Below are 25,939 nucleotides of genomic sequence, written 5' to 3' on the forward strand. Positions count from 1 at the left end.
CCCTGTCCGTGGGACGGGCCGCCGGACCCCGCCTGGCCGCCCGGCGCCCCGCCCGGCGGCGGGCTACGCGTTCTCGATCGTGTAGGCGTAGCCCTGCTCGGTGAGGAAGCGGCGGCGGTGGCCCGCGAAGTGCTCGTCGACGGTGGCGGCGGTGACGATCGTGTAGAAGGCCGCGGGCTTCGCATCGGCCTTGGGCCGCAGGATCCGGCCCAGGCGCTGCGCCTCCTCCTGGCGCGAGCCGAACGAGCCGGACACCTGCACGGCAACCGAGGCCTCGGGCAGGTCGACGGAGAAGTTCGCGACCTTCGACACGACGAGGACGCGGATCCGGCCCGCGCGGAAGTCCGCGTAGAGGCGCTCGCGCTCGGCCTCGCCGGTCTTGCCCGTGAGGACGGGCGCGCCCAGGGCGGCGCCCAGCTCCTCGAGCTGGTCGAGGTACTGGCCGATGACGAGCACCTGCTGGCCCGCGTGCTCGTGGACGAGGCGCTCGACGACCGGGACCTTCATGTCCGTGGTCGCGGCGAGCCGGTAGCGGTCCTCGCCCTCGGCGCGCGCGTAGGCGGCCCGGGAGCCCGAGTCCAGGCGCACGCGCACCTCCCGGCAGTGCGCCTCGGCGATGTAGCCGTCGCGCTCGATCTGCTTCCACGGCACGTCGAACTGCTTGGGGCCGATGAGGCTGAAGACCTCCTCCTCGCGGCCGTCCTCGCGCACGAGCGTTGCGGTCAGGCCCAGCCGGCGGCGCGCCTGGAGGCCCGCGGTGAGCCGGAAGACGGGGGCGGGCAGCAGGTGGACCTCGTCGTAGACGACGAGCCCCCAGTCGCGGGCGTCGAGCAGCTCGAGGTGGAGGTAGGAGCCCTTCCGCCGCGTCGTGAGCACCTGGTAGGTGGCGATCGTGATGGGCCGGATCTCCTTGACGGCCCCGGAGTACTCGCCGATCTCGTCCGGGCTCAGGTTCGTCCGGCGCAGCAGCTCCGCCTTCCACTGCTTGGCGGACACGGAGTTCGTCACGAGGATGAGCGTCGTGGTGCCGAGCTCCGCCATCGCCGCCGCGCCCACGACGGTCTTGCCCGCCCCGCAGGGCATGACGACGACGCCGGACTCGCCGGCGAGGAAGGCGTCCACGGCCTCGCGCTGGTAGCCGCGCAGGTGCCAGTCGCTGCCCTCGCCCTCGCCTTTGAGGTCGATGGCGTGGGCCTCGCCGTCGACGTAGCCCGCGTGGTCGGCCACCGGGTGGCCGAGCTTGAGCAGGCGGTGCTTGAGCTCGCCGCGCTCCGAGGGGTGGACGAGGGCGCTGCGCTCGTCGAGGCGGGCACCCAGCAGCCCTTGCAGCTGGGGGTGGCCCAGCAGCTCGCCCAGCAGCACCGGGTCCTGGGACTCGAGCACGAGCCCGTGGATGGGCGACTGGGTGAGGACGAGGACGCCGAAGCGGTCCATGATGTCGACGATGTCGAGGAGCAGCTCGTGGGGCACGGGGTACTTCGCGTATTCGAGGAGCGTGTCGACGACCGACTCCGCGTCGTGGCCGCTGGCCCGGGCGTTCCACAGTCCCAGCGGGGTGATCGTGTACGTGTGGATGTACTCCGGGGTGCGCGCGAGCTGGGCGAACGGGGCGATCGCGATGGCGGCCTCCGCCGCCTGCGGGTGGGCGGATTCGAGCAGGATCGTGCGGTCGGACTGCACCACGAGGGGGCCGCTCATGGCCTCACCGCCTTCCTCCCGGGCTCTGCCGGCTCCACGTTCGCGCCACCCGGCGCCGGGCGCGCGGGCGGTCCTGCCGCGGGTCCCGCGGCACCCGGCGCATCCGCTGGTGCGCCGGCCCGGGGGTACAGCGCCGCGGGACGGCCGAACATTCCCGCCTGCGCTCAGTCGCCCTCGGCGGGGCGCACGCGCACGATGCGGGCGATCGCGAGGGTGAGCTCGCTCTGGGCGGCGCCGGTGCGCACGCCGCGCACGCGCCCCCCGCCGACCGCGATGGGGCGCATGCGCACCGTGGTGGGGCGCCCGTCGCCGCCGGCGGACTCGACCGCGACCGCCTTGCCGGCCGCTGCGGCCTCGCGCAGCGCGTGGGCGATGTCGGCCGGGCTCTGCCCGCCCGCCGGCGCGGGGCCGGAGGCGCTGCGCCCGCCGCCCGTCGCCCGCAGGCGCTGGGCGAACGCCTCGAGCTGCGCATCGGGTACGCGCGTGCTGCGCTGGGCCAGCGGGGCGGCGGGGGCGGGAGGGCGCCCGCGCGGGGGAGCGCCGCCGGCTCCCGCCGTGTGCAGCGTGCGGATGCCCGCGGCAGCGAGGAGCTGGTCGAGGCGGTCGGAGCCGACGCCCGCGAGCGCGACGGTGGGGGCGAGCTGTTGGAGGCCGGCCGCGATCATGACCGGTTCGGCCAGCAGCGCCGCGAGATCGGCGGGGTCGTCGACGACGACCACCGAGCGCGCCGCGGCGATCCGCACGCGCCGCATGCGCGCGGCGGTCTCCGCGAGGAGGTACTCGAGCGGCTGCGGCAGCCCGGTCCGGGACACTCCGGCGATCCGCTCGCGCACCTCCTGGGCGCTCAGCCCCGACTCGAACGCGCGGGTGAGGGAGGACTCCGTGAACCGGTAGACGGTGCCCTGGCCGCGGGTCTCGACCTCGGCCAGCGCCTCGAGCACCGCCGCTGTGCGCGGGTCCACGGGCCCGGTGGCCACGGCCGTGAGATCGGACTGGACGATGACGTCCTCGACGAGCTCGGGCAGGAGCGCCTGCGCTGCGGCGGTGACGCCCGGCGCCACCTCCACCAGCTCCGCGGCGAAGCCCAGGGGCGCGAGTTCCGCCGGCATGGCGGCGCGCAACCCGGCGGCGAGCTCGGCCCCCAGCGGGGTGAGGGCGTGGGCGCGCGGCGCGGCGAGCGGCGTGCACGTCAGGCCCAGCGCCTCGGCCTCCGCGAGCAGGCGGCCCACCGTCGCATCCTCGAGCGCGGGGGCCAGCGGGTGGTCCCACCGCAGCTGGGCGGCGAGTGCCGCATCATCGATCGCCTCGCCCTCCCCGGCGAGCTCGGCGAGGCCGGTGAGGACCCGGAAGCGGGCGAAGGGCAGCGGCGCGCGCCCGCGGCTGCCGGGGTAGGGCGAGCCGCGGTGGGAACCGGCCGCCGCGGCAAGCGCGTGGATCCGGTCGCCCCTGGGCGTGCGCCCGGCCAGCACGTGGTCGATGCCGACGCTCAGCCGCAGCCAGGCGCGCACCGCGCCGGCCCACACCTCGGCGCGCCCCGCGCCCAGGGCGCGGTCGTATTCGGCGGTGGGCAGCCACTGGGGGTCGAGGTCCGATCCGCCCACGCCGAGCAGGCCCATGGCGCCCGCGATCTCCAGGAGGAGCACCGTGTGCGCGGGATCGGCGCTCAGGCGCGTCCCGATCCGCTGGACGTCGCGCTTGCCGATGCCGCCGGTGGCCAGCTGGGAGGCCTCCGCCTCGGCGACGGTGCGCACCGCGGCGAGCAGCCCGGAGACGGTGTCGGAGACCGCCGCCGCCTGCGCGTTGGCGGCGATCGCGGGCGGCACGGTTTGCGGCCGGGGGCGGGCTGGCCGGCGGGCCGAGGTCCACGCGGGCGGATCGGCGCGCTCGGCCGCGGTGGTGGGCAGCAGGCCGATGGCCTCGGCCTGGATGCGCAGCTCGGCGGCGCGCAGCGGCGCGGCGCTGTCGGCGGGGTCCGCGGGCCAGACGAGGCCGGTGTCGAGGAGCTCGGCGAGCACGACGGCGGGGTCGTCGTCCTCTGCATCTGCGGCACCTTCGGCACCTGCGGCGCCCTCGCCGGCCGTGGCGCCCTCGGCACCCGGTGCGGCCAGCGCCTCGGCCGCGGAGACCGTGGGCCCCAGCCGGGCGGCGCTGGCGGCGCGCTGCATGGCCTGCAGCGCAGCGGTGGACAGGGACTCGAGCGCGGTGGCCACGGAGGCGCGGGTGCCGGCCAGGCCCGCGACGCGGGTGAGGTCCGCGGCGTCCGTGCGCATGAGGTCGCGCCGGCGGGCGGCGAAGGCCGCGAACCGCTGGGACTCGGCTGCGGCGAGCCACGCGGCGAAGGACTGGAGCGGGGGCATCTGGCCGAGTCTAGTCGGCACCCGCCCGGCGGGCGGCGGCGCGTACACTGGGAGGCGTCGGCCGCCCTGGCCGGCCCGGCACTTTCCGAGCAAGAAGGACGAGAACGTGGCACAGCAGCGGGAGAGGCGAGCCGACGCGTGGCTGATCGGCACCGCCGTCGCGCTCATGAGCATCGGCGCGCTGGCGCTCGCCGCCGTCGTCATCGTGGGCGTGGCGGGCGGGGTCCCCTCGGTTGCGCTGACCTGGGTGGGAATGATCGCGCCGCCCATCGCATTCATCGTCATGGTCGTTGCGTTCGTCCGGCTCATCGGGCGCAGGCGCCGACCGACCGCCCAACCCGGGCGCTGAGCCCAGGGATCGCGCCCGGGCGCTGAGCCTAGGGGCGCGGCTTCCGCTCCCCGCCGGCCCGCAGCGCCCCCGGGCCTCGAGACCGCCGTCGCGCCCCGCGATCGGGCGTCGGGCACCGCCCCGCGCGGCCGGGCCGCAGGATCGCCGACGCCGGGTGGCCCGCGGGCAGCGCACCGTTGGTCCGCACGGATCGCGTGCAGCAGTACAGCCGCGCCGGGGCAGCGCACAGGCGCACGCGGTGCGGCCGCGACCGGGCTCAGACCGGCCCCGCTCGCAGACCAGCAGCAGCCGCCAGACACCAGATACCAGACACAAGACAGACACCGCGCGCCGCGGCGGCGCGCACGCACGAGAGGAGACGCCATGCCAACCGGACGCGTGAAGTGGTTCGACGCGGAGAAGGGCTTCGGGTTCGTCACCGCCGATTCGGGTGAGCAGGTCTTCCTGCACTCGACATCCCTGCCCGCGGGCACGGAGGTCGCGCCCGGCACCCGCCTCGACTTCGACGTCGTCGACGGTCGCAAGGGCAAGCAGGTGCTCAAGGCCCGCGTCATCGAGGCGCCCAAGCGCGTGCGCCGGGACCCGGAGAAGACCGCGGCTATGATCGAAGACGTCATCAAGCTCCTCGACGACACCTCCGCCGGACTGCGGCGGGGCCGCTACCCGGACGACGGGCACGCCCACAAGGTCGCCGAGGTGCTGCGCCACATCGCCGATGATCTGGAGGGCCGATGAGCCTGTTCGAAGCCTGGCGGGAGGGCATGGACTCCGACGCCGCCGAGGCGCGTGCCGAGGCCGCGCCGGCCCCGCACGCGGCCGCCCCGGCCGAGCCCGCAAACGCAGCCGACTCCGAGCCAATGGCCGCGGTCGAGCCCGCGCCCGAGCCGCGCCGCGCCTCGGCCGCCCGCCGTCCCGCGCCGCTGGACGACGTGCTGGCCGCCGCCGTCGACGTCGCCCGCGCGGCGCTGCTCGAGGTGGCCGAGCCCGAGCACGTGGGCGCCTACCAGGGCGCCGTGTCCGAGGGCCAGCGCCTCGTGACCCACTCGTTCGACTGCACAGACCCCGCCTACCGGGGCTGGCACTGGGTGGCCGTGCTCGCCCGCGCTCCGCGCTCGAAGAAGGCGACGGTGTGCGAGACGGCACTGCTGCCCGGCCCCGAGGCGCTGGTCTCGCCCGAGTGGCTGCCGTGGGCCGAGCGCGTGCGCCCCGGCGACGTCGGCCCCAAGGACACGCTGCCCAAGCTCGACGCGGACCCCAACCTGCAGCCGGGCTACCAGCAGGTGGCCGTGGAGCCGGACGACGATGTCGATCAGATCGCCAACTACGAGTTCGGCCTGGGCCGCGAGCGCGTGCTCTCCCGCGAGGGCATCGGCGCCGCGGCCAGCCGCTGGGCGGCCTCCGAGGCGGGCCCGCGCGGCGAGTTCGCCCGCCAGGCGGTCCAGACCTGCGGCAGCTGCGGCTACCTGCTGCCGATCGCCGGCGCCATGCGCACGCAGTTCGGCGTGTGCGCCAACGAGTGGTCGCCCTTCGACGGGCGCGTCGTCTCCCTCGACACCGGCTGCGGGGCCCACTCGGAGACGGACGTGGAGCGGCCCGATGCCGCTCCGGCCGTGCCCGTCGTCGACGATGCCGCGGAGGGCTTCGAGATGGTCCCGGTGGCCGCCGGCTCGCCCGCGGAGGGCGCCGGGGCCTGAGCCCCGTGACCACAGGAGCGGAGGTCTGAGCCCATGAGCTCGATGTTCAGGTCTCTGCGCGAGCCCAACTACCGCCACTGGTTCGCCGGCGCCCTCATCTCCAACACGGGCACGTGGATGCAGCGCACGGCGCAGGACTGGCTGGTCCTCACCGTGCTCACGGACAACGATGCGACCGCACTCGGCATCGGCATGGCACTGCAGCTGGGCCCCCAGCTCGTCCTCTTCCCGTTCGCCGGGGCGATCGCCGACCGCTTCGACAAGCGCAGGCTGCTCCTCCTCACACAGGCGCTCATGGGCTCCTGCGGGCTCGTGCTCTTCGGCCTCGTCATCACCGGCGCGGTCGAGCTCTGGCACGTCTACGCGCTCGCGCTGTTCCTGGGCGTCGTCGCAACGGTGGACAACCCCACCCGGCAGGCCTTCGTCTCCGAGCTCGTGGGGGAGTCGCTGCTGCCCAATGCGGTCTCATTGAACTCCGCGTCGTTCAACGGCGCGCGGATGCTCGGGCCGGCCGTGGCCGGCGGCCTCACCGCCTGGCTGGGCCCCGCACCGGTCTTCCTCATCAGCGGGCTGGGGTTCGCCGCCACCATCGTCGTCCTGCTCACCCTCGACCGCGCTCGGCTCCACCCCGCGCCCATCAAGCGCGGCGGCGGGGTCAAGGCGGTGCTGGGCGGCTTCAAGTACCTGCGGACGCGGCCCGACCTCGTCGTCGTGCTCGTCGTGCTCTTCATCGTCTCGACGTTCGGCTTCAACTTCAACATCTACACCGCCACGATGGCGCGGGTGGAGTTCGGCCGCGACGCCAGCGGGTTCGGCCTGCTCAACTCCGTCATGGCGATCGGCTCCGTGTCCGGCGCGCTGCTGGCCGCGCGCCGCGACCGCCCGCGCCTGCGCTTCGTCTTCGGCGCCTCCGGCGGGTTCGGGGCGGCGTGCCTGCTGGCCTCGGCGATGCCCTCCTACTGGCTGTTCGCCATCGCGCTCATCGGGGTGGGCTTCTCCTCGATCACGATGATGACGGCCGCGAACGCCTACGTGCAGACCACCATCCCCGCCGTCGTGCGCGGCCGGGTGATGGCGATCTACGCCGCCGTCGTCATGGGCGGCACCCCGCTGGGCGCGCCCATCGCCGGGCTCGTGGCCAACGGCATGGGCCCGCGCGCCGCGCTCGTGCTGGGCGGCTCGGCGGGCATCATCGGGATCGCCGTGGGCCTGTGCTGGCTCATCGGGGCGAAGCACCTGCGCGTCCACCGCACGCACACCCGCCGCCTCGTCCACCTCACCTACGACGGGCACCCCTGATGAGCGCCGCCGCAATCGCCTCGCTCGTCGTCGCGCTCCTCATCGTCGTGGGCTGTGCCGGCATCGTCGTGCCGGTGCTGCCCGGCTCCGCGCTCATCCTCGTGTCCGTGCTCGTGTGGGCCATCATCGTCGGCGGGCCCGAGGCGTGGGCCGCGTTCGCGGCCGTGGCCGTCTTCACCTGCATCGGCATGGGCGCCTCCTGGGTCATCACCGGCCGGCGCCTCAAGGCGCGCGGCGTGCCCAGCCTCAGCCTCCTCGCGGGGCTGGCGGTGGGGGTCGTCGGCTTCTTCGTCCTCCCCGTTGTGGGCCTGCTGCTGGGCTTCGTGGCGGGGCTCTACCTGGCCGAGTGGGCACGGCTGGGCGACCCCCGCCGGGCCTGGGAGACGAGCTGGGCGACGATCCGCGCGGCGGGCCTGGGCATCGCCGTGGAGTTCGGCTGCGCGGCGCTCGCCGCCGGCGCGTTCGGGATCGGGGTCTGGGCGCACTTCGCCTGAGGCAGTCCACGGACCGCGGCGGGCCCGGTGCGACCCGCGCGGCCGGCTGGGCGGCGGGGAGCCGATGCGCGTAGCCTGATGGCCGTGGGAGAGACGGGCGAACGATCCAGGGCTGCGGAGCGGACATGGCGCAGGCGGCGCTGAGCCCGCGCGCGGTGCTGGGCGCCGCCGCGCTCGTGGTGGGCGGCTCCGCCGGGGTCCAGGTCTCCGCGGCGCTGTCCTCGCGGCTGTTCTCCGCCTACGGCTCGTTCGCGGTCAGCGGCATGCGCATGGCCATCGCCGCGGTGGTGCTGCTCGCGGTGATCCGCCCCCGTCTGCGGGGGCGCGGCCCAGGCGAGTGGCTGGGCATCGGCCTCTACGGGGCGGCCATGGCCGTCATGAACCTCAGCCTCTACGCCGCCATCGACCGCATTCCCCTCGGCATCGCCGTCACCCTCGAGTTCCTGGGCCCGTGCGCCGTCGCGCTGGCCGCCACCCGCCGGCTGCGCGAGGCCGGGGTGGCGCTGCTCGCACTGGCGGGGGTGGCGCTCATCTCCGCCGGCCCCCTGGGCTACTTCGATGCCGCGGGCTATGCGGCGGCCCTGTGCGCCGCGGCCGCGTTCGGGGGCTACACGCTGCTGGCCGCGCGCGTGGGCAAGGCCGGGTCCGGACTGGACGGCCTGGCGCTGTCGGTGGGGATCGCGGCCGCGCTCACGCTGCCGCTCGCCGCGCCCCACGTCGGCGAGGTGAAGCCGGCCGATCTGGGCCTGCTCGCCGTGTGCGCGGTGGTGGGCGTCGCGATCCCCTGCAGCCTCGACACCCTGGCCGGGCGCTTGAGCTCCGCCCGGGTCATCGGCACGCTCTTCGCGGTCGACCCGGCAATGGGCGCGCTCGTCGGGTTCGCCCTGCTGGGGGAGCGGCTCTCGCCGGCCGCGCTGGCAGGCGTGCTGCTCGTGGCGGTCTCCGGTGCGCTCGTCGTGTGGGTGTCCGCGGGCGGAGCCGGCGAGGCCGACGGGGGCAGTGCGGCCAATGAGGGCGGTGCGGCCGGCCAGGGTGCGGCCGAGGGGACCGGTGCCGGGGGAGACGCCGCCCGCGGCGGTCCTGCGGGATCGCCGCCGCCGGCCGATCCGGCGCTGTGAGCCGGCGGCGCCGCGCCTGTGCCCGGCGACCGGCTGCGGCCCGGCCGCCGCGGCCGCTCAGCGGGGGAGGGCGGTGAGGACGAAGTCGATGCAGCCGAGCAGCGCCTTGACGTCCTCGGGGTCCACCGAGGCGAACGTCGCGATGCGCAGCTGGTTGCGGCCCAGCTTGCGATAGGGCTCGACGTCGACGATTCCGTTGGCGCGCAGCACCTGCGCGATCTGCGCGGCATCGACCGCTTCGTCGAAGTCGACGGTCGCCACGACGTTCGAGCGGTCGGCGGGATCCGCCACGAAGGGCGCGGCGACGTCGCTGGCCTCGGCCCACTCGTAGACGAGGCGCGCGGATTCGGCCGTGCGCGAGGCGGCCCAGGCCAGGCCGCCGTTGCCATTGAGCCAGTCGAGCTGCTCGGCGAGCAGGATGAGGGTGGCGACCGCCGGGGTGTTGTACGTCTGGTTCTTCGCCGAATTGTCGATGGCGGTGACGAGGTCGAGCGAGGCGGGGATCCAGCGTCCGGAGTCCTTGATCTCCCGCGCGCGCTCGAGGGCGCGCGGCGACATGATCGCGATCCACAGGCCGCCGTCGGAGCCCATGTTCTTCTGCGGGGCGAAGTAGTACACGTCCGCCTGCCGGATGTCGACGTCGAGGCCGCCGGCAGCCGAGGTCGCGTCGATGATGACGAGGGCGTCGTCGGCGATGCCCTCGGGCCGCCGGATCTGCGTGGCCACCCCCGTCGAGGTCTCGTTGTGCGGCCAGGCGTAGACGTCCGCCTCCGCTGCCGTGGGGACCGCCGAGGTGCCCGGCGCGGACTCCGTGATGATGGAGGCCTCCAGGTGGGGCGCGGTGTCGGTGGCCTTGGCGAACTTCGACCCGAATTCGCCGAACGAGCCGTGTGCCGCGGCCGTGCGCACGAGGCCGAACGCGGCCGCGTCCCAGAACGCGGTCGAGCCGCCGTTGCCCAGCACGACCTCGTAGCCGGCGGGCAGGTCGAACAGCTCCGCGAGCCCGGTGCGGATGCGGCCCACCAGGTTCTTCACCGGGGCCTGGCGATGGGAGGTGCCCATGACCGTGCGGCCGGCGGCGGCCAGGGCCTCGAGCTGCTCGGGCCGGATGCGCGCCGGGCCGGAGCCGAAGCGGCCGTCCGCGGGCAGGAGTTCGGGCGGGATGATGACGGTAGTAGTGGTGTCTTCGCTCACCCGCCCGAGTCTAGCCCGGCGCCCCACCCAGTGTGCGCACCGTCCCAGCCGGACGACCGCGATGCGAACCGCGCGCGGCGGCCGGGGAGCGCGGGCTATCATGGTGCCATGAGCGCAGGGACGAGCCCCGAATCGGATGCCCACGACCAACAGGCTGCCACCGCGGACGCACCGCGCGACACCGCCCTGTCCCACCTCGCCGCCCAGCGCGTGGAGTACCTGGCCGCGGACCTGAGCGAGGTCGCCGCGGACCCAGGCTCCCAGTTCGCCGCCTGGTATGAGGAGGCGGCCGCCCAGGTCGCCGAGCCCAACGCGATGGTCGTCGCCACGGCCGACGCCTCCGGCCCGAGCGCCCGGGTGGTGCTGCTGAAGGAATTCGGCCCCGAGGGCTTCGTCTTCTTCACCAACTACGACTCGCTCAAGGGCCGCCAGCTCGCCGCGGACCCCCGCATCGCGCTGACGTTCCCCTGGCACGACATGCAGCGCCAGGTGCGGGTGCGCGGGGTGGCCGAGCCCACCTCGGCGGCGGTGTCCGACGAGTACTTCGCCTCCCGCGCCCGCGGCGCGCAGCTGAGCGCGGTGGCCAGCGCCCAGTCCCAGCCCGTGCGCAGCCGCGCCGACCTCGAAGCCGCCTATGCGCAAGCGCAGGAGCGCTTCGGCTCCGGCCCCGTGGAGCGGCCCGCCCACTGGGGCGGCTACCTCGTGCGGCCCAGCGAGGTCGAATTCTGGCAGGGCCGCGGCAACCGCTTCCACGACCGCTACGCGTTCACGAGCGCCGACGGCCGGCCCGCCCGCCTCGATGACCCCAGTGCCTGGACCATCGTCCGGCTCAACCCCTGAGCCCGACCGCCCCCGGTGTCCGCGGCGCGCGCAGCGCGGCGGCCCCACACCCCTGAGGAGCCCCGCATGACCGCCTACGGCCCGGAGACGACCTTCGACAACCTCATCGGGGGCAGGTGGGTCCCCGCGCAGCAGCGCCGGGAGAACATCAGCCCCTCGGACACCTCGGATGTGCTGGGCCGCTTCGCGCGCGCCGGCGCCGAGGACGTGGAGGCGGCGATCGCCGCCGCCCGCGCGGCGCTGCCGGACTGGTCCTACGGCACCGTGCAGCGGCGCTTCGACGTGCTCGACACCGCGGGCACCCTGGTGCGCGAGCGCGCGGACGAACTGGGCGCCCTCCTCGCCCGCGAGGAGGGCAAGCCCCTGGCCGAGGCACGGGCGGAGGCGGTGCGCGCGGCCCAGCTGCTGAAGTTCTTCGCCGGCGAGACGCTGCGCAACACGGGCGAGGTCGTCGAGTCCGTGCGCCCGGGGCTCACGGTGGAGATGACGCACGAGCCCGTGGGCGTCGTGGGCGTGATCACGCCGTGGAACTTCCCGATCGCCATCCCCGCCTGGAAGATCGCCCCGGCCCTGGCGTTCGGCAACACCGTCGTGTTCAAGCCGGCCGAGCTCGTGCCGGCCAGCGCGCACGCGCTCGTCAGCATCCTCGTCGAGGCCGGGCTGCCCGCCGGTGTGCTCAACCTCGTCATGGGCTCCGGGCGCGTGGTGGGCGACGTGCTCTCGCACTCGCCGGAGGTGGACGCCGTGACGTTCACGGGCTCCGCGGCCGTGGGCGCCGGTGTCATCGCCGCCGCCACCGCCTCCGGGGCCAAGGTGCAGGCGGAGATGGGCGGCAAGAACCCCCTCGTCGTGCTCGGCGACGCGGACCTGCCGGCCGCGGCCGATGCCGCCGTCAACGGCGCCTTCTTCTCCACGGGGCAGCGGTGCACGGCCTCGAGCCGCCTCATCGTCACCGCCGATGTCCACGACGAGTTCGTCGACCTCGTCCTCGAGCGGATGGGGCGCCTGCGGGTGGGAGACGCCCGCGACCCCGAGACCACGGTGGGCCCGGTCGTCTCCGCCGAGCAGCTCGAACAGGACCGCGCCTACATCGACGGCGCTGCGGCGGAGGGCGCCACGGTCCACGGCGGCCACCGGGTGCAGGCAGACGCCGAGGGCTACTTCCTGGCCCCGGCCCTGGTGACCGACACGACGGAGGAGATGACGATCAACCGCGAGGAGGTCTTCGGCCCGGTCGCCAGCGTGATCCGGGTCGCCGACTACGAGGAGGCGCTGGCGGTAGCCAACCGCACGCCGTTCGGACTCTCGGCCGGCATCTTCACCCGCTCCCTGGCACACGCCGCGGACTTCAGGCGCCGGGCGCAGGCGGGCATGGTCATGGTCAACGCGCCGACCGCCGGGGTGGACTACCACGCCTCGTTCGGCGGCCGGAAGGGCTCGAGCTTCGGCCCGCGCGAGCAGGGCAGGGCCGCGCGGGAGTTCTTCACGGTCCACAAGACGGCCTACATCAACGCGGGCGCTCCGGAGTGAGGTGTGCCTACACAGCGGATGGACCGGGCTGGGAATAGGATGAGTGGTCAGACCGTTGGTCGCGGGGCAGGACACGCGATCTCGAAGGCTGGGCAGGGGCGCCCGGCGGGCAACGCTGGAGGGAAGCCATGAACGACCTCGTCGATACCACGGAGATGTATCTCAAGGCGATCATCGAGCTCGAGGAGCAGGGCATCACGCCGCTGCGCGCGCGCATCGCCGAGCGGCTCGAGCACTCGGGCCCCACCGTCTCCCAGACGGTCGCCCGCATGGAGCGCGACGGCCTGCTCGTCGTCGACACGGACCGCCACCTGGAGCTCACGACCACCGGCCGCGAGCACGCGATGTCCGTCATGCGCAAGCACCGCCTGGCCGAGCGCCTGCTCAGCGACGTCATCGGGCTGGACTGGGAGCTCGTGCACGAGGAGGCGTGCCGGTGGGAGCACGTCATGAGCGACCAGGTCGAGGAGCGCCTCGTGGGGCTCCTGGAGGAGCACGCGACCAGCCCGTACGGCAACCCGATCCCGGAGCGCGGCGCCATCGACGCCCCGTACACGCCCTCGGACGCGGTGCCGCTCACCGCGGTCGCCGGCGACGAGGAGGTCTCCGCGACGATCGAGTGGATCGCGGAGCCGCTCCAGGTCGATTCCTACCTGCTGGCCCAGCTGCGCCAGACGGGCGTGGTCCCGGGTGCCGCCGTCGTGTCGAAGGTGCTCGGCGACTACGTGACCGTGGGCGTGCCCGGTGCCGATGACGTGCTCGACCTCCCGCCGGACACCGCCTCCCACATCTTCGTGACCCGCTGAGCTGCGTACCGCGCGCCAGTCACGCCGCGCGCCAGTCACGCCGGAAGCCGCCCGCAGCCCCCGCTCGCCGGGGGAGGCGGGCGGCTTCTGCGCTGTCCACAGCCTGTCCGGCCCGGTTCGTAATCTGTGGGTAACGAATCCGCCGCTGCCGTCAAAGCCTCTCACCAGCGAAGACGCCGCTGTGTCGGTTTTCACAGGAAGATTCTCGTGATCGGATTGTGACAATCGCGTAACCCTCCTATACCGTTGGGCTGTCGGCGGCCATCGCAGCCGACACGGCGACCGGGACGACTCAGGCCCCAGCCCCCCACTCAGCAGAAGCACAAGCAGGCCCACCGTCCTGTGCAATGTGAAGGAAGTAATCCGTGGCTCAGAAGCAGCATGGCCGTCGTGCGGCCGACTCTCGCGTCAAGACCCCCCTCTCGGAGCTCACCGAGGCGCTGAGCGCCAACTCCGGTTCGGTCGGTCGGCGCGCAGCGGTTGCCGTCGCAGCCGGCGGTCTGCTCACCTCGGTCGCACTGCCCACCGCGGCGAACGCGACGAAGTCCGACGATGCCGTCGTCTCCGCGCAGGACTCCTCGAAGACCGCGCAGCCGGAATACCAGGCGCAGGCCGCCACGAAGGTCGCGGCCGCGAAGACCGCCAAGTCCGAGAAGAAGGCCTCCGCCGTCGCCGGCACCGCCGCCGTGGAGAACGTCACCGCGAAGAAGGCCTCGAAGCCCAAGCCCAAGCCCGCCGCGGAGCCCGCGAAGGCAACCGCCGCCTCCGGCTCCGCCGCGGCCCCGAACGGCTCGAAGGCCGAGCAGGTCGTCTCCATCGCCAAGAGCTACGTGGGCACCCCATACGTCTGGGGCGGCACGAGCCCCAGCGGCTGGGACTGCTCCGGCTTCACCTCGTACGTCTACGGCAAGGTGGGCGTCAAGCTCGACCACAGCTCCGGCTCGCAGCGCAGCGCCGGGCGCACCGTCTCCGCCTCGGAGGCCAAGCCCGGCGACCTCATGTGGCACCCCGGCCACGTCGGCATCTACGCCGGCGGCGGCAAGATGATCGACGCGCGCAACTCGCGCGTCGGCACGGTGCACACCTCGGACTCCTGGATGAGCGACGCGGTCTTCATCCGCGTGCTCTGAGCCCAGCGGTTTCCAAGCGCCCCGGCCCTGTTGGGCCGGGGCGCTTGTGCGTCTGCGGACGTCTGGCTCCGGCGCCTGCGCCGGCGGCCCGGGTCCGTGCCGCGGCCTCTTGCCGCTTCCGCGTGCCGGCCGTACCCCGGCCCTTCGCGGCTGGTCCTGCGCCGCAGTATCGCGCGGGCTTCCTCCGGCCCGGCACCGGAGCCTTGTGCCGCTCTCTCGTAACGGCCGTAACCCCCACGATGCACCCCGCCCGGGGGACCCGATGACGACGCCCGCCGCGCCGCGTCCATTCGCTTTCGGTAACGAAACGTTATGATTTCGGGAGCGTGCTCGGTGTCTCCGGATGGACCTCGTCTGCCCGACACGCCCGGGAGTTCGGGGTGGAGTGCCGTTCTCACCAGTGCCGACACGCGCAGTCGTCATAATCCGGTCGGAGTTTTGTAACGGGAATGTGACATTCGGGTGCGCCTTCGTTACCGTGGACGGAGCCCCACACACGCAGCAGCGAAGGATGACCTGTGCCTGATTCTCAGCAGCACGGCCGCCGGGCGGCGGCCACCCGAGTGAAGACCCCCCTGACCGAACTCACGGAGTCCCTGAGCGCCAGCTCCGGGACCGTGGGCCGCCGAGCGGCGGTCGTCGCCGCCGCGGGCGGACTCCTGGCCTCGGCGAGCCTGCCGAGCATGCTGGGCGAGCACGGCGGCGATGCGGTCGTGGCCAGCGAGTCGCAGCCGGCCGGCGCCGCGGACTACGAGGCCCAGGCCGCCACGAAGGTCGACAGCACCCCCGCCAAGGCGGAGAAGTCGCAGGCCGCCACGAGCACCTCGCTGGTGACCGCCGCGAAGGCCCCCAAGCCCAAGCCGGCGCCCGCCAAGGCGAGCAGTTCCTCGGCCCCGCAGGCCAGCGCCCAGCACTCGACCGCCGAGCAGGACAAGAAGTCGTCGACGAAGAAGTCCTCGAAGTCGTCGTCGAGCAAGTCGTCGGGCAAGTCCTCGAAGAAGTCCTCGAAGGACGCCCCCGTCCCCAGCGGGTCGAAGGTCCAGCAGGTCATGGCGCTGGCCAAGAGCGGGCTCGGCACCCCGTACGTCTCCGGCGGCACTTCGCCGAGCGGCTGGGACTGCTCCGGCTTCACCTCGTACGTCTACAAGAAGGTGGGCGTCCACCTGCCGCGCACCTCGGGCGGCCAGGCCGGGGCGGGCAAGGCGGTGTCGAAGTCGAACGCGAAGGCCGGTGACCTTATCGTCTCGCCGGGCCACGTGGGCATCTACGCGGGCAACGGCATGATGTACGACGCCGGCAACCCCCGCGTCGACACGTCGAAGCGCTCCATCGACTGGATGGTCTCCGCCGGCGCATCGTTCCGCCGCGTGCTCTGAGGCGGCCCGGGCCGGCGGGGCCGCGCGCGCCGCGGCCCCTTCATCCCAGGCCATCGGCCCACCGGGCCGTCCGCCGCACCTGATCGTCCTCCCTTCCGGCCCACCGGCGCCGGTCGTCCAGCGGGCCCGAGCCGACTTGGGCCCGCTGCTGCGCGCCCCGGGGCCGGTCGCTTGACGTGGTGAACGGGGGCCTGCGGGCAGGCGAATTCTGCCGCCCGCTGTGCCCTGGCCCGGTGACGGGGGCGCCCGCGCGGGCTATGGTGGGCCCAGGCCCAGCGGGGCTGGGCCCTGGCCGAAGGGAACGCGCATGTCAGCACCCCGCCCCATGTCGGCTCGCCGCCCGCACAGTCGCGGCGCCGAGTTCATAGCCGCCTCACCCACTCCCGCCACGGGCGCCGCACACAGGTGCGGCGCCCGTTCGCGTCTGCGCGCGGCCCGGCCGCACGGTGCGCAGGCCCGCCCGCCTGCGGTGGCCACCGCACGGGGAGCGGGGCTGTGAAGACCCTCGTCCTCAACGCGGGCTTCGAGCCGATGTCCGTCGTCTCCTACCGCCGCGCCATCGTCTTGGTCCTCGCCGGGCGCGCCAGCGTGCTCGCCGCCTACCCCGGGGTGCGCGTGCGCAGCGCGGTGCGCGAGCTCGACTGCCCCTCCGTCATCCTCCTGTGCCGCTACGTCCGCCCGCCCCACGGGCGCACCGCGGCCCTGTCGCGCAGAGGGGTGCTGCGCCGCGACGGCCACCGCTGCGCCTACTGCGGGGCGGCCGCCGGGACCGTCGACCACGTGCTGCCGCGCTCGCGCGGGGGCGCGAACTCGTGGGAGAACCTCGTGGCGTGCTGCCGGGCGTGCAACAACCGCAAGGGCGATCGGACCCCCGAGGAGATCGGCTGGCGGCTCGCCCGGGCCCCTCGCGCGCCGCACGCCGGGCGCTGGTGGCTGCGCGACCTCGACGCCCCCGCGGAGCAGTGGCGTCCATTCCTCGACTTCCGCCGTGCCGCATGACGGCCGCGGGGTGATCTGGGCCGCGGGGCTGAGTAGGGTTTGGGTAGCGGGGCAGGCAGCCTCGTTCCGCCCACCCGCGTGAGGAGACGCCATGGCAGAGGAACGCGCAGAACCCCAGGTCGCCGATCCGCAGGCGATCATCGTCGGCATCGACGGCTCCCGGGCGAGCCGGAACGCACTGGCGTTCGCGATCGGCGAGGCCCAGGCCATGGGCCGCACCATCCGACTCGTGGGCGCCTACACGATCCCCAGCGTCGCCGCGGCCACCATCGACGTCTCCTACGTCCCCATCGACGACTCCGCGGTGCGCGCCGCCGTCACGGCCTCGCTCAAGGAGGCCGCCGCCGAGGTGCGGGCCGCGGGCGTGGGCGTCGAGGCCGTCATCGAAATCGGCGATGCCGCCGGCGTCCTCGTCGAGGAGTCCCGGCAGGCATCGCTGGCGGTCGTCGGCTCCCGGGGGCGCGGCGGGTTCGCCGGCCGCCTGCTGGGCACCGTGTCCTCGGCGCTGCCCGCCCACAGCCTGGCCCCCACGATCGTCGTCCCGGTCTCCTGGTCGCTCGACGGCCAGCGCCGGCCCGAGGTCTCGTCCTCCCAGCCGGTGCGCAGCGCCCGCGGGGCGGACTTCGAGCAGGGCGGGGACGGGGAGACCTATCCGGGGCTGGACTTCTCCGGCTCCGTCGTCGTGGGCATCGACGCGCTGGGTAAGGACTCGCCGGCGCTGTGGGCCGCCGCGGAGATCGCGGTGCGCCGGGGCACGCCGCTGCACATCGTGGGCGTCATCACGACGACGGTCGTGGGCCCCGAGTGGCTGCCGAGCGCCAGCGACATGAAGCGCTTCGTCGACGAGGGGGCGGACAAGATCGCGCTCGCCGCGGCGGCGGTGGCGCAGCAGCACCCGGAGCTCACCGTCGACTGGACGCTGTTCGACGGGCAGCCCGCCGAGGTGCTCGTGCGCGCCTCCGACACCGCGGACATCCTCGTGATCGGCTCGCGCGGGCGCGGCGGCTTCGCCGGCCTGCTGCTCGGCTCCACCTCGCAGTCGGTGCTGCCCTACGCCAAGTGCCCGACGATGGTGGTGCGCGCCAAGCGCGAGGGCTGAGGCACGCCACCCAGCGGGACGCTCCGGCGGATGGCCGCCGGGGCGCCCCGCTATGTTCCTGAACGGTGTTCTGGCCTTTCACAGGAGCGACACAGGAAGCGCTATGCCAGGGCATACACAAATGTGGCCGTCCCGTGACCGGCGCGCACTAGACTCGGCAGGGGCCCGCGGCCCAAGCGGCGCGCCGGGACCACAGCACAGGGACCACAGCCAGCAGAGGGTGAGATCGTGAAGTTCATTGGCAGATTCGGGGCACTGGCGGCCGCAGGTTCGGCAGTCGCGCTGCTCCTCACGGGCTGCACCGGCGGCTCCGGGGGCACGGGCGGCGGCGGCAGCGACAGCGGCCACTTCGACGGCGTCCCCGACTCCCTGGCCGAGCGCCTCAACAGCTACGCGGTCCACACGAGCGAGAACTCGAAGCTCGACGCCCACTTCTTCGGCATCACGGGGGCCTCGAGCCTGTCCGAGGCCATGGAGAAGGACATCCTCAAGGCCTTCAAATCAGGCGGCGCCTTCCACGGCCGCCGCGCGCTCGACCCGGCGCTGACGGATCCCGAGGAGCGCTGGGAGGCCCCGAAGTTCATCGAGCAGCCCGGCCAGGGGCCCACCGCGAGCGCGACCGGCCAGGACGGCGCCGGCTCAACCAGCCAGGCCAGCGGCGGCGCCACCGCGAGCAGCACCTCGGGCGCGGGGAAGGGCAAGGAGCAGAAGGTGACGGCCGAGAACTCCGTCGTGGCGGCCGGCGGGCACTTCCTCGTCTCCCGCCTGAGCACCACGGTGGGCGGCCAGGCCACGCAGCGCGTCTTCGTCACGGACCTGGAGAAGAACGAGACCCAGCCGGGCTCGGCGCTGTTCTCCGATGCCCAGAAGTACGGCGCGGACCAGGTGGGCGCCATGACCGTGGACGACAAGGCCCTGCCCGTCGTCGACGGCAGCGCCGTGGACAAGGGCGACCTGTCCGACCTGGGCACCCAGGTGCGCCAGGCCATGGGCGAGGACCTCCAGCTGCCCAGCGACGACAAGAGCTACGAGCCGGACTACTCCTGCGGCCTGTTGCCGTGCGTCGCCGTGACCTACGACGACGGGCCCGGCACGCCCCAGCAGACGAAGGAGCTCAAGGGCTACCTCAAGGACGCGAACATCCGCGCCACGTTCTTCCAGATCGGCACCAACGTCAAGCAGTACCCCAAGGCGAACAAGGAACTGCTCGACATGGGCAACGAGGTGGAGAACCACAGCTGGAACCACCCGCAGCTCAGCCGCCTGAGCGGGTCCAAGCTCGCCCAGCAGCTGGACCGGACGGACAAGGCGCTCGAGGCGGCCGGGGTCCCGAAGTCCACGATGCTGCGCCCGCCCTACGGCGCAACGAGCGCGGCGGTCGACAAGCAGGTCGACAAGCGCATCATCCAGTGGGACGTCGACACGCTGGACTGGAAGACGCGCAGCACCCCGAAGACCGTGAAGACGGGCACGTCGATGTCGCAACCGGGCTCGGTCATCCTCATGCACTCGATCCACGAGCCCACTATCAAGGCCGCCCCGCAGCTGTACAAGAACCTCAAGGCCAAGGGCCTCTACCCCGTGACCAGCGGCTACCTGTTCAAGGGCCTGCCGTTCGAGGCCCACGGCGAGTACTTCTGCCGCGGCTACCGCTCCGCCATGTGCTCGAACCCGGAGCACCCCATGGTGGAGAAGGGCAAGGCGAAGGCCAAGCCCGCCCCGGAGGACTGAGACCGCGGGCGGCGCCGCCCGCCCGGGTGGCGGTGCGCACCCGATCCTGTGCCTAGAGTGGGGCCAGCATCCCCACTCCCGGAAGGCCACCCGTGAACACTCCCGCCGCCGGCCGCTTCAGGCTCACGCCCATGCGCCCGCGCTCGCCCCACGAGCAGGGGCGCACCGCCAGCACGCTCGAGCTGGTCTTCGACCTCGTGTTCGTCGTGGCGGTCTCGAATGCCTCGTCGAACCTGCACCATGCGATCGCCGAGGGGCACCTGGCCGACGGCCTGGCCCACTACGGGATCGTGTTCTTCGGGATCTGGTGGGCGTGATGAACTTCACGTGGTTCGCCACCTCGTTCGACACGGACGACTGGTTCTACCGCCTCATGACGATCGGGCAGATGAGCGGGGTCATGGTGCTCGCCGCCGGCATCGCCCCGGCCTTCGAGCACAACAGCTACACCGTGCTCATCGGCGGCTACGTGGTCATGCGCATCTTCATGGTCGCGCAGTGGCTGCGCGCCTCGCGGTGCGGCGGCGCGGCCGGCCGGGCCGCGCTCGTCTACGCCGTGGGCATCTTCGCCACCCAGGTGCTGTGGGTGCTGTGGCTCCTGCTCCCGGAGAGCCCGTTCCGGACCCCGCTCTTCCTCTCGCTCATCGTCGTCGAACTCCTCGTGCCCGTGCTCGCCGAGCGCGTGGGCAGCACGCCGTGGCACCCGCACCACATCACGGAGCGCTACGGGCTCTTCACCCTCATCGTCCTGGGCGAGAGCCTGCTGGCCAGCACGAACGCCCTCATCGAGGCCAATGAGGAGGCCGAGGCCGTGGGCAACCTGATCCCGCTGGCCGCCATGACGCTGCTCATCACCGCGGGACTGTGGTGGGTGTACTTCTGGCCCGTCCACCACCGCACCATCACGTCGATGCTGTCCTCGACCCTGTTCGGCTACGGGCACTACTTCGTCTTCGCCGCGGCCGGTGCGCTGTCGGTGGGCATCGAGATCGACATCGACTCCGCGATCGAGGGCGGGATCTCCGAGGCCACCGCCGGGCTGGCCGTGGCGATCCCCGTGTCCGCGTTCCTCCTCTTCGTCTGGATGACGGCCTTCCGCGGCAGCGCGGACGCGATCGTGAGCACCGCGATGGTGACGGCCGCCGCGCTCATCCTCCTGGCTCCGCTCGTGAGCGCGCCGATCTTCACGACCGTTCTCATCCTCGCGGCCCTCGTGGCCGTGCTCGTCATCCGCCGGCCCGTTCCCGCAGCCCGGGCGGAGTCCGGCGCACCCGCGCACGGCGACGGCCCCTCCCCGGAGCTCGCCGGCCGGGAGTGAGACGATAGGGGCAACCGCACTCGCCGTCCGAGGGGATCGCCCATGAAGTCCGCCCTGCTGCCCACCGTGCCCACCGGCGCCCAGCGCCTGCTGCTCACGGGCGCCACGCTCATCGACGGCACCGGCGGTGAGCCCCTGCGCGACGCCGAGGTGGAGCTCGCCGACGGCCGCATCGTCTACGCGGGCCCGCGGCGGCCCGCCGAGGCGGGGGCCGGGGCGGGCGCGTCCGGCGCCTCGGACGCGCAGCCCGCGGGCGCCTCGGGCGCGGCGGCCGGCGGCGTTTCCGGCGCGGTGCGCACGGTGGACCTGGCCGGGCGGACCATCCTGCCCGGCTTCATCGACGCGCACGTCCACCTGGGCCTTGACCTCGAGGACCAGCTGGCCAACCTGCGCCGCTTCGACTCGGAGCGCACGTTCCGCGCCGCCGTGAACGCGCGCAAGACCCTCATGGCCGGTGTGACCACCGCCCGCGACCTGGGCGGGGTCGACGCGGGCTTCCGCGATTCCATTGCGGCCGGACTCATCCAGGGCCCGCGCCTGCACATCGCGCTCGTCCCGCTCTCGCCCACCGGCGGCCACGGCGACCACCACCTGCCCAACGGCACGGAGACCATGAAACTCGGCGCCGTCGATCCCATCATCGACACCGACGACGATGTGCGCCGCACCGTGCGCCTGCTCATCCGCTCCGGCGCCGACGCCATCAAGGTGTGCACGACCGGCGGCGTCTCCAGCCCCTCGGACACCCCGGACGACGTGGGCGTGCCCGCCGAGCACGTGGCGCTCATCAAGGCAGAGACCGCCAAGCGCGCCGGTCAGCCGGTCGCCGCGCACGCCCAGGGGGCCGAGGGGATCCTCGAGGCGCTGCGCGGGGGCATCGACTCGGTCGAGCACGGCTACGGGATCGACGACGAGGGCATCGAGCTCATGCTCGCCCAGGGCACGTTCCTCGTGCCCACGCTCTCGTCCGCCCTGCGCGTGCCGGACCCCGCGCTGGTCCCCGGCTACCTCTACGAGAAGAAGGTGAAGTGGTCCGCGATCGCCCGTGAGCGCGTCGCCGCCGCATTCGCCGCCGGGGTGAAGGTGGCGCTCGGCACCGACGCCGGCATCTGCCCCCACGGGGTCAACCTGCGCGAGGCCGCGCACGCGGTGGAGCTGGGCCTGAGCCCCATGCAGGCGATCGTCGCGGGCACCTCGAACGCCGCGCAGCTGCTGCGCCTGGCCGATGACCTGGGCACCGTGGAGGAGGGCAAGCTCGCCGACCTCATCGTCGTCGACTTCGACCCGCTGGCCGACATCGACTCGCTCGCCGAACCGGACAACGTGAAGGCCGTCATCCAGGGCGGGGCACTCGTCAAGGACACCGCCGACTGGTTCGGCTTCGCTCCCGTCCGCCCCGCGCTGGGCTGAGCTCGGATGGGCGCGGACGCAGACGCCGCGAGTCCCGACGGGCGCGGTTCTCAGGCGGTGCGCGGCACTGAGCCGGCACGCGGTGCCGAGCTGGCGCGCTGGCGGGAGCTGTGCGCGGCGTACCCGGACCTGAGCGCGCAGCTCGCGGGCTTCCGCTCGGGCCGGCTCGACCCGGACGAGTTCGCCGCCGCCTGCTCCGCCGCCGCCGAGGTCTACGACCCCATCGTGGGCGCGTTCCTCGAGCGCTGCGGGGCATCCGACTCCCGCGGTGCCGACAGGGGGGCCGCACACCACGGTGAGGTCAGGGGCGTCGGCGCGAGCGAAGGCGCGCGTGCGGGGGACGGGACCAGCGCGGGCGAAGCCGGGACCGCGAGCGAAGGCGCGCTCGGGGGCGAGGCAGCCCGCGCGGGCGAGCCGGGCGCCCTGGCGGGTGCACGGTTGGGCATCAAGGCGCTCATCGCAGTGCGCGAGGCCGTGCCCACGGGCCAGAGCCGCGTCTTCGACCCCGCCTTCAGCGCCGGTGCCGATGCCGCCGTCGTCGCCCGGCTGCGCGCGGCGGGAGCGGGGATCGCGGGGACCACGACGATGGCCGAGCACGCCGCCGGCCGTCCCGATCCGGCGCTCGACTTCCCCCTGCCGCGCAACCCCTGGGACCTGGGGTGCTGGCCCGGCGGTTCGAGCTGCGGCACCGCGATCGGGATCGCGCTTGGTCTCTTCCCCGCCGGCCTCGGCACGGACACCTCCGGCAGCTGCCGGATCCCCGCGGCGTTCTGCGGGATCACGGGCCTGCGCCCCACGCACGGTGCGCTGCCCGTGGACGGCATCCTGCCCGCCGCGCCCAGCCTGGACGTCGTGGGGCCCATGGCGCGCAGCGCCCGCGACTGCCGGCTGCTCTTCGACATCATGCGCGGCGGCCCCGGGACCGCCAGTGCCGCGGCCGGCCTGCCGTCCGCAGCCGCGCCCGAGGGGCGCGCCGACGGCGGGCCGGCCGGCGCCTCGACCGCGGACGGTGGCGGCACAGCCGCGCAGGCGGCGGGCCCTGCTGCCCGGACCGGAGACGGTGCCGCAGACCGGCGCATCGGGGTGCCGGCCGCGCTGCTCGACGATCCGCGCATGGCGCCCGCGGTCGCAGAGGCCTTCCGGGAGGCGCTGCGCGAACTCGAGACGGCGGGGGCGATCCTCGTGGAGGTGCCCGCCCCGGACATCGACGCGATGATCGGGCTGACGCTGCTCGTCATGGTGCGCGAGATGTACGACTCCCACCGCGCGACGCTCGGGCCCCGGTGGCACGAGTACGGCCGCTCGTTCCGCAGGCTGGCCGCCCTGGGGGCGTTCGTGGACGATGCGGCGTACACGGCGGCGCTCGCTGCGGGGAAGCGGGCGGGCGGGGCACTCGAGGCCCTGTTCGCCGAGGCGGGACTGGCCGCCCTGGCACTGCCCACGTGGCCGCAGCCCGCGCCGCCGTACACGTTCGCCGGCGGGACCCCGCAGGACGACTGGAACCTCACCGCCCCGGTGTGCATCACGGGCCACCCCGCGCTCGCCCTGCCCATGGGCCTCGTGCCGGAGGGGTCGCCGGGCGCCGGACTGCCCGTGTCCCTCCAGCTCATCGGCGCCCGCGGCGGGGAGGACGCGATCCTCGCGCTGGGCGAGGCGTTCCAGGAGCGCACGGCCCACCACCTGCTGGTTCCCGCGCTGGACCCAGATGCCGTAACGCCGCCGGTGAGCGATCCGGATGGAGATGTGGTCGCTCATGGGAAACAGGGCGAGGCCGCCGATTCGCAGGCGGGCGGTGCCGGGGCGGTCGCTGCTGCCGACGTCCGCGCAGCCCTCGCTGCCGCAGGGCTGCCCGCCGATGCCAGCGACGTCCGGGCGATCGCCCCGCTGGCCGCCGCGATGCGCTCGGGTGCGACGGCGCTGGGTGCGAGGGCATCTGACGTCGAGTAGAGACGAGGACGGCCGCGGCGACACAGCGCACCGTGGCGCTGCATGCGAAGTGTGTGCGAGCCCAGCTGCCATGCGCTGGCCCGGCTGCCGAACGCGCGTGGGGGGTCCCTGCGCTGTATGGGCCCAGCATCTGCCCTGCAGAACAGGTGGATCCGCCACGCATTTCAGCGTTTCGGCTGGTCAGTGTCTGTGCCCCCGGGCAGATTCGAACTGCCGACACCCGCTTTAGGAGAGCGGTGCTCTATCCCCTGAGCTACGGGGGCAAACCGCTTCGGCACCCGCGCCTCCGTCCGGCAGGGGCCGGTACCGCGAGCCGCGCGAAACAGCCTGCGCCATCGTATCAGCAGGCCCGCGCCCCGAGCCCCAGCGAACGCGACCCCCGGGGTGGTCGTAAGGCTGCGGGGCCCTCGATTCCCTGCGACCGCCCCGCGGTGCTGCAGTGCAGTGAGAGAGGCCGCCCGGAGGCCAGCCACCGCCCGGCCGGGCAGGCGAGGAGTAGCGTGGGGCAACGCCATCCGAGGCGGTGAAGGGGCTCCGCCCGCGGCGTCGGTCTCACGTGAAGGGGAATGCCATGCAGACCGTTCTGGGGGGCAGGGGGCCCCATCGCCGATGAGCTCGTCCGTGAGCTGCGCGCCCACTACACGGCCGACATCCGCCTGGTCGGACGGCACCCGCACCGGGTCGCCGACGCCGATGAGCTCGTCGCGGCTGACCTGCTGGACGCGCAGGCGACCGTGCGCGCCGTGGCCGGCAGCGACACGGCCTACTTCACCGTCGGCCTGCCGATGGACGCGGCGCAGTGGGAGGCACGGTTCCCCGTGATGATGCGCAATGCCATCGACGCCTGCGAGCGGCACGGCACCAGACTCGAGTTCTTCGACAACACCTACATGTACCCGGGCACACCGGCACCGCAGGTCGACGGGCAGGTCGCGTTTGCGCCGAACGGACCCAAGGGGCGGGTGCGGGCACGGCTGGCCACGATGCTCCAAAGCGAGATGGACGCGGGTCGGATCGAGGCGCTCATCTGCCGCGCCCCCGAGTTCTATGGCCCGGGGAAGACGAAGAGCCTCACGAACCGGCTGGTCTTCGATCGCATCCGCGCGCAGCGGCGACCGCTCGTCTCGGTGAGCGCGGACACGAAGCGCTCGCTCATCTGGACCCCCGATGCCTCGCGGGCCATGGCGCTGCTCGGCAACACTCCGGACGCGTACGGCCAGACCTGGCACCTGCCGATCGACCCGGACCGCCGGACCTACCGGGAGCTCATCGGGCTTGCCGCGTGTGCCGCCGGCAGAGCGATCGGGTGGACGGTGCTGCCACGGCCCGTCTTCACGATCGGCGGCCGCCTCGTCCCCGCCCTCGGGGAGGTCAGGGAGCTGCTGCCCCGCTACGCGCACGACAACATCTTCGACTCTGCGAAGTTTGCCGCCCGATTCCCCGGCTTCCGCGTCACCGGCTACCGCGAGGGCATCGAGGAGCTCCTCGCGCAACCCGTCCGCTGATCGCGGAGCATGCAGGGAGTCGAGGTCCCCGAGCGCGGCCGAGGG

The 25,939-nt window shown here is 73.8% G+C and carries 22 protein-coding genes and 1 tRNA gene; 19 read left to right on the forward strand and 4 right to left on the reverse strand.

What is annotated here, in order from left to right:
* Window positions 1–63: 63 nt before the first annotated feature.
* Both BRM1_RS12545 and BRM1_RS12550 read right to left on the reverse strand, forming a co-directional pair.
* Window positions 64–1,698: a DNA repair helicase XPB gene (locus tag BRM1_RS12545; protein WP_160954283.1), complete on the reverse strand. Its 1,635-nt coding sequence runs from the start codon at window positions 1,696–1,698 to the stop codon at window positions 64–66.
* Window positions 1,699–1,862: 164 nt separating this feature from the next.
* Window positions 1,863–4,055 (reverse strand): helicase-associated domain-containing protein, encoded by a 2,193-nt coding sequence (locus BRM1_RS12550; RefSeq protein WP_268526334.1) that lies wholly within the window; start codon window positions 4,053–4,055, stop codon window positions 1,863–1,865.
* A gap of 106 nt (window positions 4,056–4,161) precedes the next feature.
* Between BRM1_RS12550 and BRM1_RS12555 the strand changes: the two genes are divergently transcribed.
* The 6 genes from BRM1_RS12555 (at window position 4,162) to BRM1_RS12580 (ending at window position 9,009) form a co-directional block, all read left to right on the forward strand.
* Window positions 4,162–4,404, forward strand: a complete 243-nt coding sequence (locus BRM1_RS12555; protein ID WP_160953414.1) for a hypothetical protein — start codon at window positions 4,162–4,164, stop codon at window positions 4,402–4,404.
* A gap of 363 nt (window positions 4,405–4,767) precedes the next feature.
* Window positions 4,768–5,139, forward strand: a complete 372-nt coding sequence (locus BRM1_RS12560; RefSeq protein WP_268526337.1) for a cold-shock protein — start codon at window positions 4,768–4,770, stop codon at window positions 5,137–5,139.
* Complete coding sequence (locus BRM1_RS12565; RefSeq protein WP_160953413.1) at window positions 5,136–6,098, forward strand: DUF3027 domain-containing protein; 963 nt, start codon at window positions 5,136–5,138, stop codon at window positions 6,096–6,098. Before BRM1_RS12560 ends, BRM1_RS12565 begins: the two co-directional genes overlap by 4 nt.
* Window positions 6,099–6,140: 42 nt before the next feature.
* Window positions 6,141–7,397, forward strand: a complete 1,257-nt coding sequence (locus BRM1_RS12570) for an MFS transporter (protein ID WP_268526339.1) — start codon at window positions 6,141–6,143, stop codon at window positions 7,395–7,397.
* Window positions 7,397–7,891: a DUF456 domain-containing protein gene (locus BRM1_RS12575; RefSeq protein WP_160953411.1), complete on the forward strand. Its 495-nt coding sequence runs from the start codon at window positions 7,397–7,399 to the stop codon at window positions 7,889–7,891. Before BRM1_RS12570 ends, BRM1_RS12575 begins: the two co-directional genes overlap by 1 nt.
* 125 nt (window positions 7,892–8,016) lie before the next feature.
* On the forward strand, window positions 8,017–9,009 hold the full coding sequence (locus tag BRM1_RS12580) for an EamA family transporter (protein ID WP_268526341.1): 993 nt from the start codon (window positions 8,017–8,019) through the stop codon (window positions 9,007–9,009).
* Window positions 9,010–9,066: 57 nt separating this feature from the next.
* On the opposite strand, the gene serC is transcribed toward BRM1_RS12580, so the two are convergent.
* Entirely contained in the window at window positions 9,067–10,203 is a 1,137-nt protein-coding gene (gene serC, locus BRM1_RS12585; RefSeq protein WP_160953409.1) for a phosphoserine transaminase, read from the reverse strand.
* A 108-nt stretch (window positions 10,204–10,311) separates the two neighbouring features.
* Between serC and pdxH the strand changes: the two genes are divergently transcribed.
* The 12 genes from pdxH to BRM1_RS12645 all read left to right on the forward strand — a co-directional run bounded on the left by pdxH (window position 10,312) and on the right by BRM1_RS12645 (window position 24,389).
* Window positions 10,312–11,043 carry a pyridoxamine 5'-phosphate oxidase gene (pdxH, locus tag BRM1_RS12590; protein WP_268526343.1) on the forward strand — a complete coding sequence of 244 codons (732 nt, stop codon included), beginning with the start codon at window positions 10,312–10,314 and terminating at the stop codon, window positions 11,041–11,043.
* Between the two features lie 66 nt (window positions 11,044–11,109).
* Window positions 11,110–12,573 carry an aldehyde dehydrogenase family protein gene (locus BRM1_RS12595; protein ID WP_268526345.1) on the forward strand — a complete coding sequence of 488 codons (1,464 nt, stop codon included), beginning with the start codon at window positions 11,110–11,112 and terminating at the stop codon, window positions 12,571–12,573.
* A gap of 128 nt (window positions 12,574–12,701) precedes the next feature.
* The gene (locus BRM1_RS12600) at window positions 12,702–13,379 is read left to right on the forward strand and encodes a metal-dependent transcriptional regulator (protein WP_160953406.1); all 678 of its coding nucleotides are present in this window, start codon (window positions 12,702–12,704) and stop codon (window positions 13,377–13,379) included.
* Window positions 13,380–13,744: 365 nt separating this feature from the next.
* The gene (locus BRM1_RS12605; protein ID WP_268526347.1) at window positions 13,745–14,509 is read left to right on the forward strand and encodes a C40 family peptidase; all 765 of its coding nucleotides are present in this window, start codon (window positions 13,745–13,747) and stop codon (window positions 14,507–14,509) included.
* A 518-nt stretch (window positions 14,510–15,027) separates the two neighbouring features.
* On the forward strand, window positions 15,028–15,885 hold the full coding sequence (locus tag BRM1_RS12610) for a C40 family peptidase (RefSeq protein ID WP_268526349.1): 858 nt from the start codon (window positions 15,028–15,030) through the stop codon (window positions 15,883–15,885).
* A 495-nt stretch (window positions 15,886–16,380) separates the two neighbouring features.
* Entirely contained in the window at window positions 16,381–16,884 is a 504-nt protein-coding gene (locus BRM1_RS12615) for an HNH endonuclease (RefSeq protein ID WP_160953404.1), read from the forward strand.
* Window positions 16,885–16,975: 91 nt separating this feature from the next.
* Window positions 16,976–17,983, forward strand: a complete 1,008-nt coding sequence (locus tag BRM1_RS12620) for a universal stress protein (RefSeq protein WP_160953403.1) — start codon at window positions 16,976–16,978, stop codon at window positions 17,981–17,983.
* A gap of 228 nt (window positions 17,984–18,211) precedes the next feature.
* Window positions 18,212–19,714, forward strand: coding sequence for a polysaccharide deacetylase family protein (locus BRM1_RS12625; RefSeq protein ID WP_160953402.1), 1,503 nt, complete (start codon window positions 18,212–18,214; stop codon window positions 19,712–19,714).
* 92 nt (window positions 19,715–19,806) lie between these two features.
* Entirely contained in the window at window positions 19,807–20,031 is a 225-nt protein-coding gene (locus tag BRM1_RS12630) for a low temperature requirement protein A (RefSeq protein WP_268526353.1), read from the forward strand.
* The gene (locus BRM1_RS12635; protein WP_268529856.1) at window positions 20,031–21,032 is read left to right on the forward strand and encodes a low temperature requirement protein A; all 1,002 of its coding nucleotides are present in this window, start codon (window positions 20,031–20,033) and stop codon (window positions 21,030–21,032) included. Before BRM1_RS12630 ends, BRM1_RS12635 begins: the two co-directional genes overlap by 1 nt.
* 42 nt (window positions 21,033–21,074) lie before the next feature.
* Window positions 21,075–22,442 (forward strand): metal-dependent hydrolase family protein, encoded by a 1,368-nt coding sequence (locus tag BRM1_RS12640; protein ID WP_160953401.1) that lies wholly within the window; start codon window positions 21,075–21,077, stop codon window positions 22,440–22,442.
* Window positions 22,443–22,448: 6 nt separating this feature from the next.
* Complete coding sequence (locus tag BRM1_RS12645) at window positions 22,449–24,389, forward strand: amidase (protein WP_268526355.1); 1,941 nt, start codon at window positions 22,449–22,451, stop codon at window positions 24,387–24,389.
* 190 nt (window positions 24,390–24,579) lie between these two features.
* On the opposite strand, the gene BRM1_RS12650 is transcribed toward BRM1_RS12645, so the two are convergent.
* A tRNA-Arg gene (locus BRM1_RS12650) sits at window positions 24,580–24,652 on the reverse strand.
* 303 nt (window positions 24,653–24,955) lie between these two features.
* On the opposite strand from BRM1_RS12650, the gene BRM1_RS12655 reads away from it, so the two are divergent.
* On the forward strand, window positions 24,956–25,894 hold the full coding sequence (locus BRM1_RS12655) for an NAD-dependent epimerase/dehydratase family protein (protein WP_268526357.1): 939 nt from the start codon (window positions 24,956–24,958) through the stop codon (window positions 25,892–25,894).
* Window positions 25,895–25,939 lie beyond the last annotated feature (45 nt).

It is taken from the genome of Brevibacterium sp. BRM-1, assembly GCF_026802075.1.
GTDB lineage: Bacteria > Actinomycetota > Actinomycetes > Actinomycetales > Brevibacteriaceae > Brevibacterium > Brevibacterium rongguiense.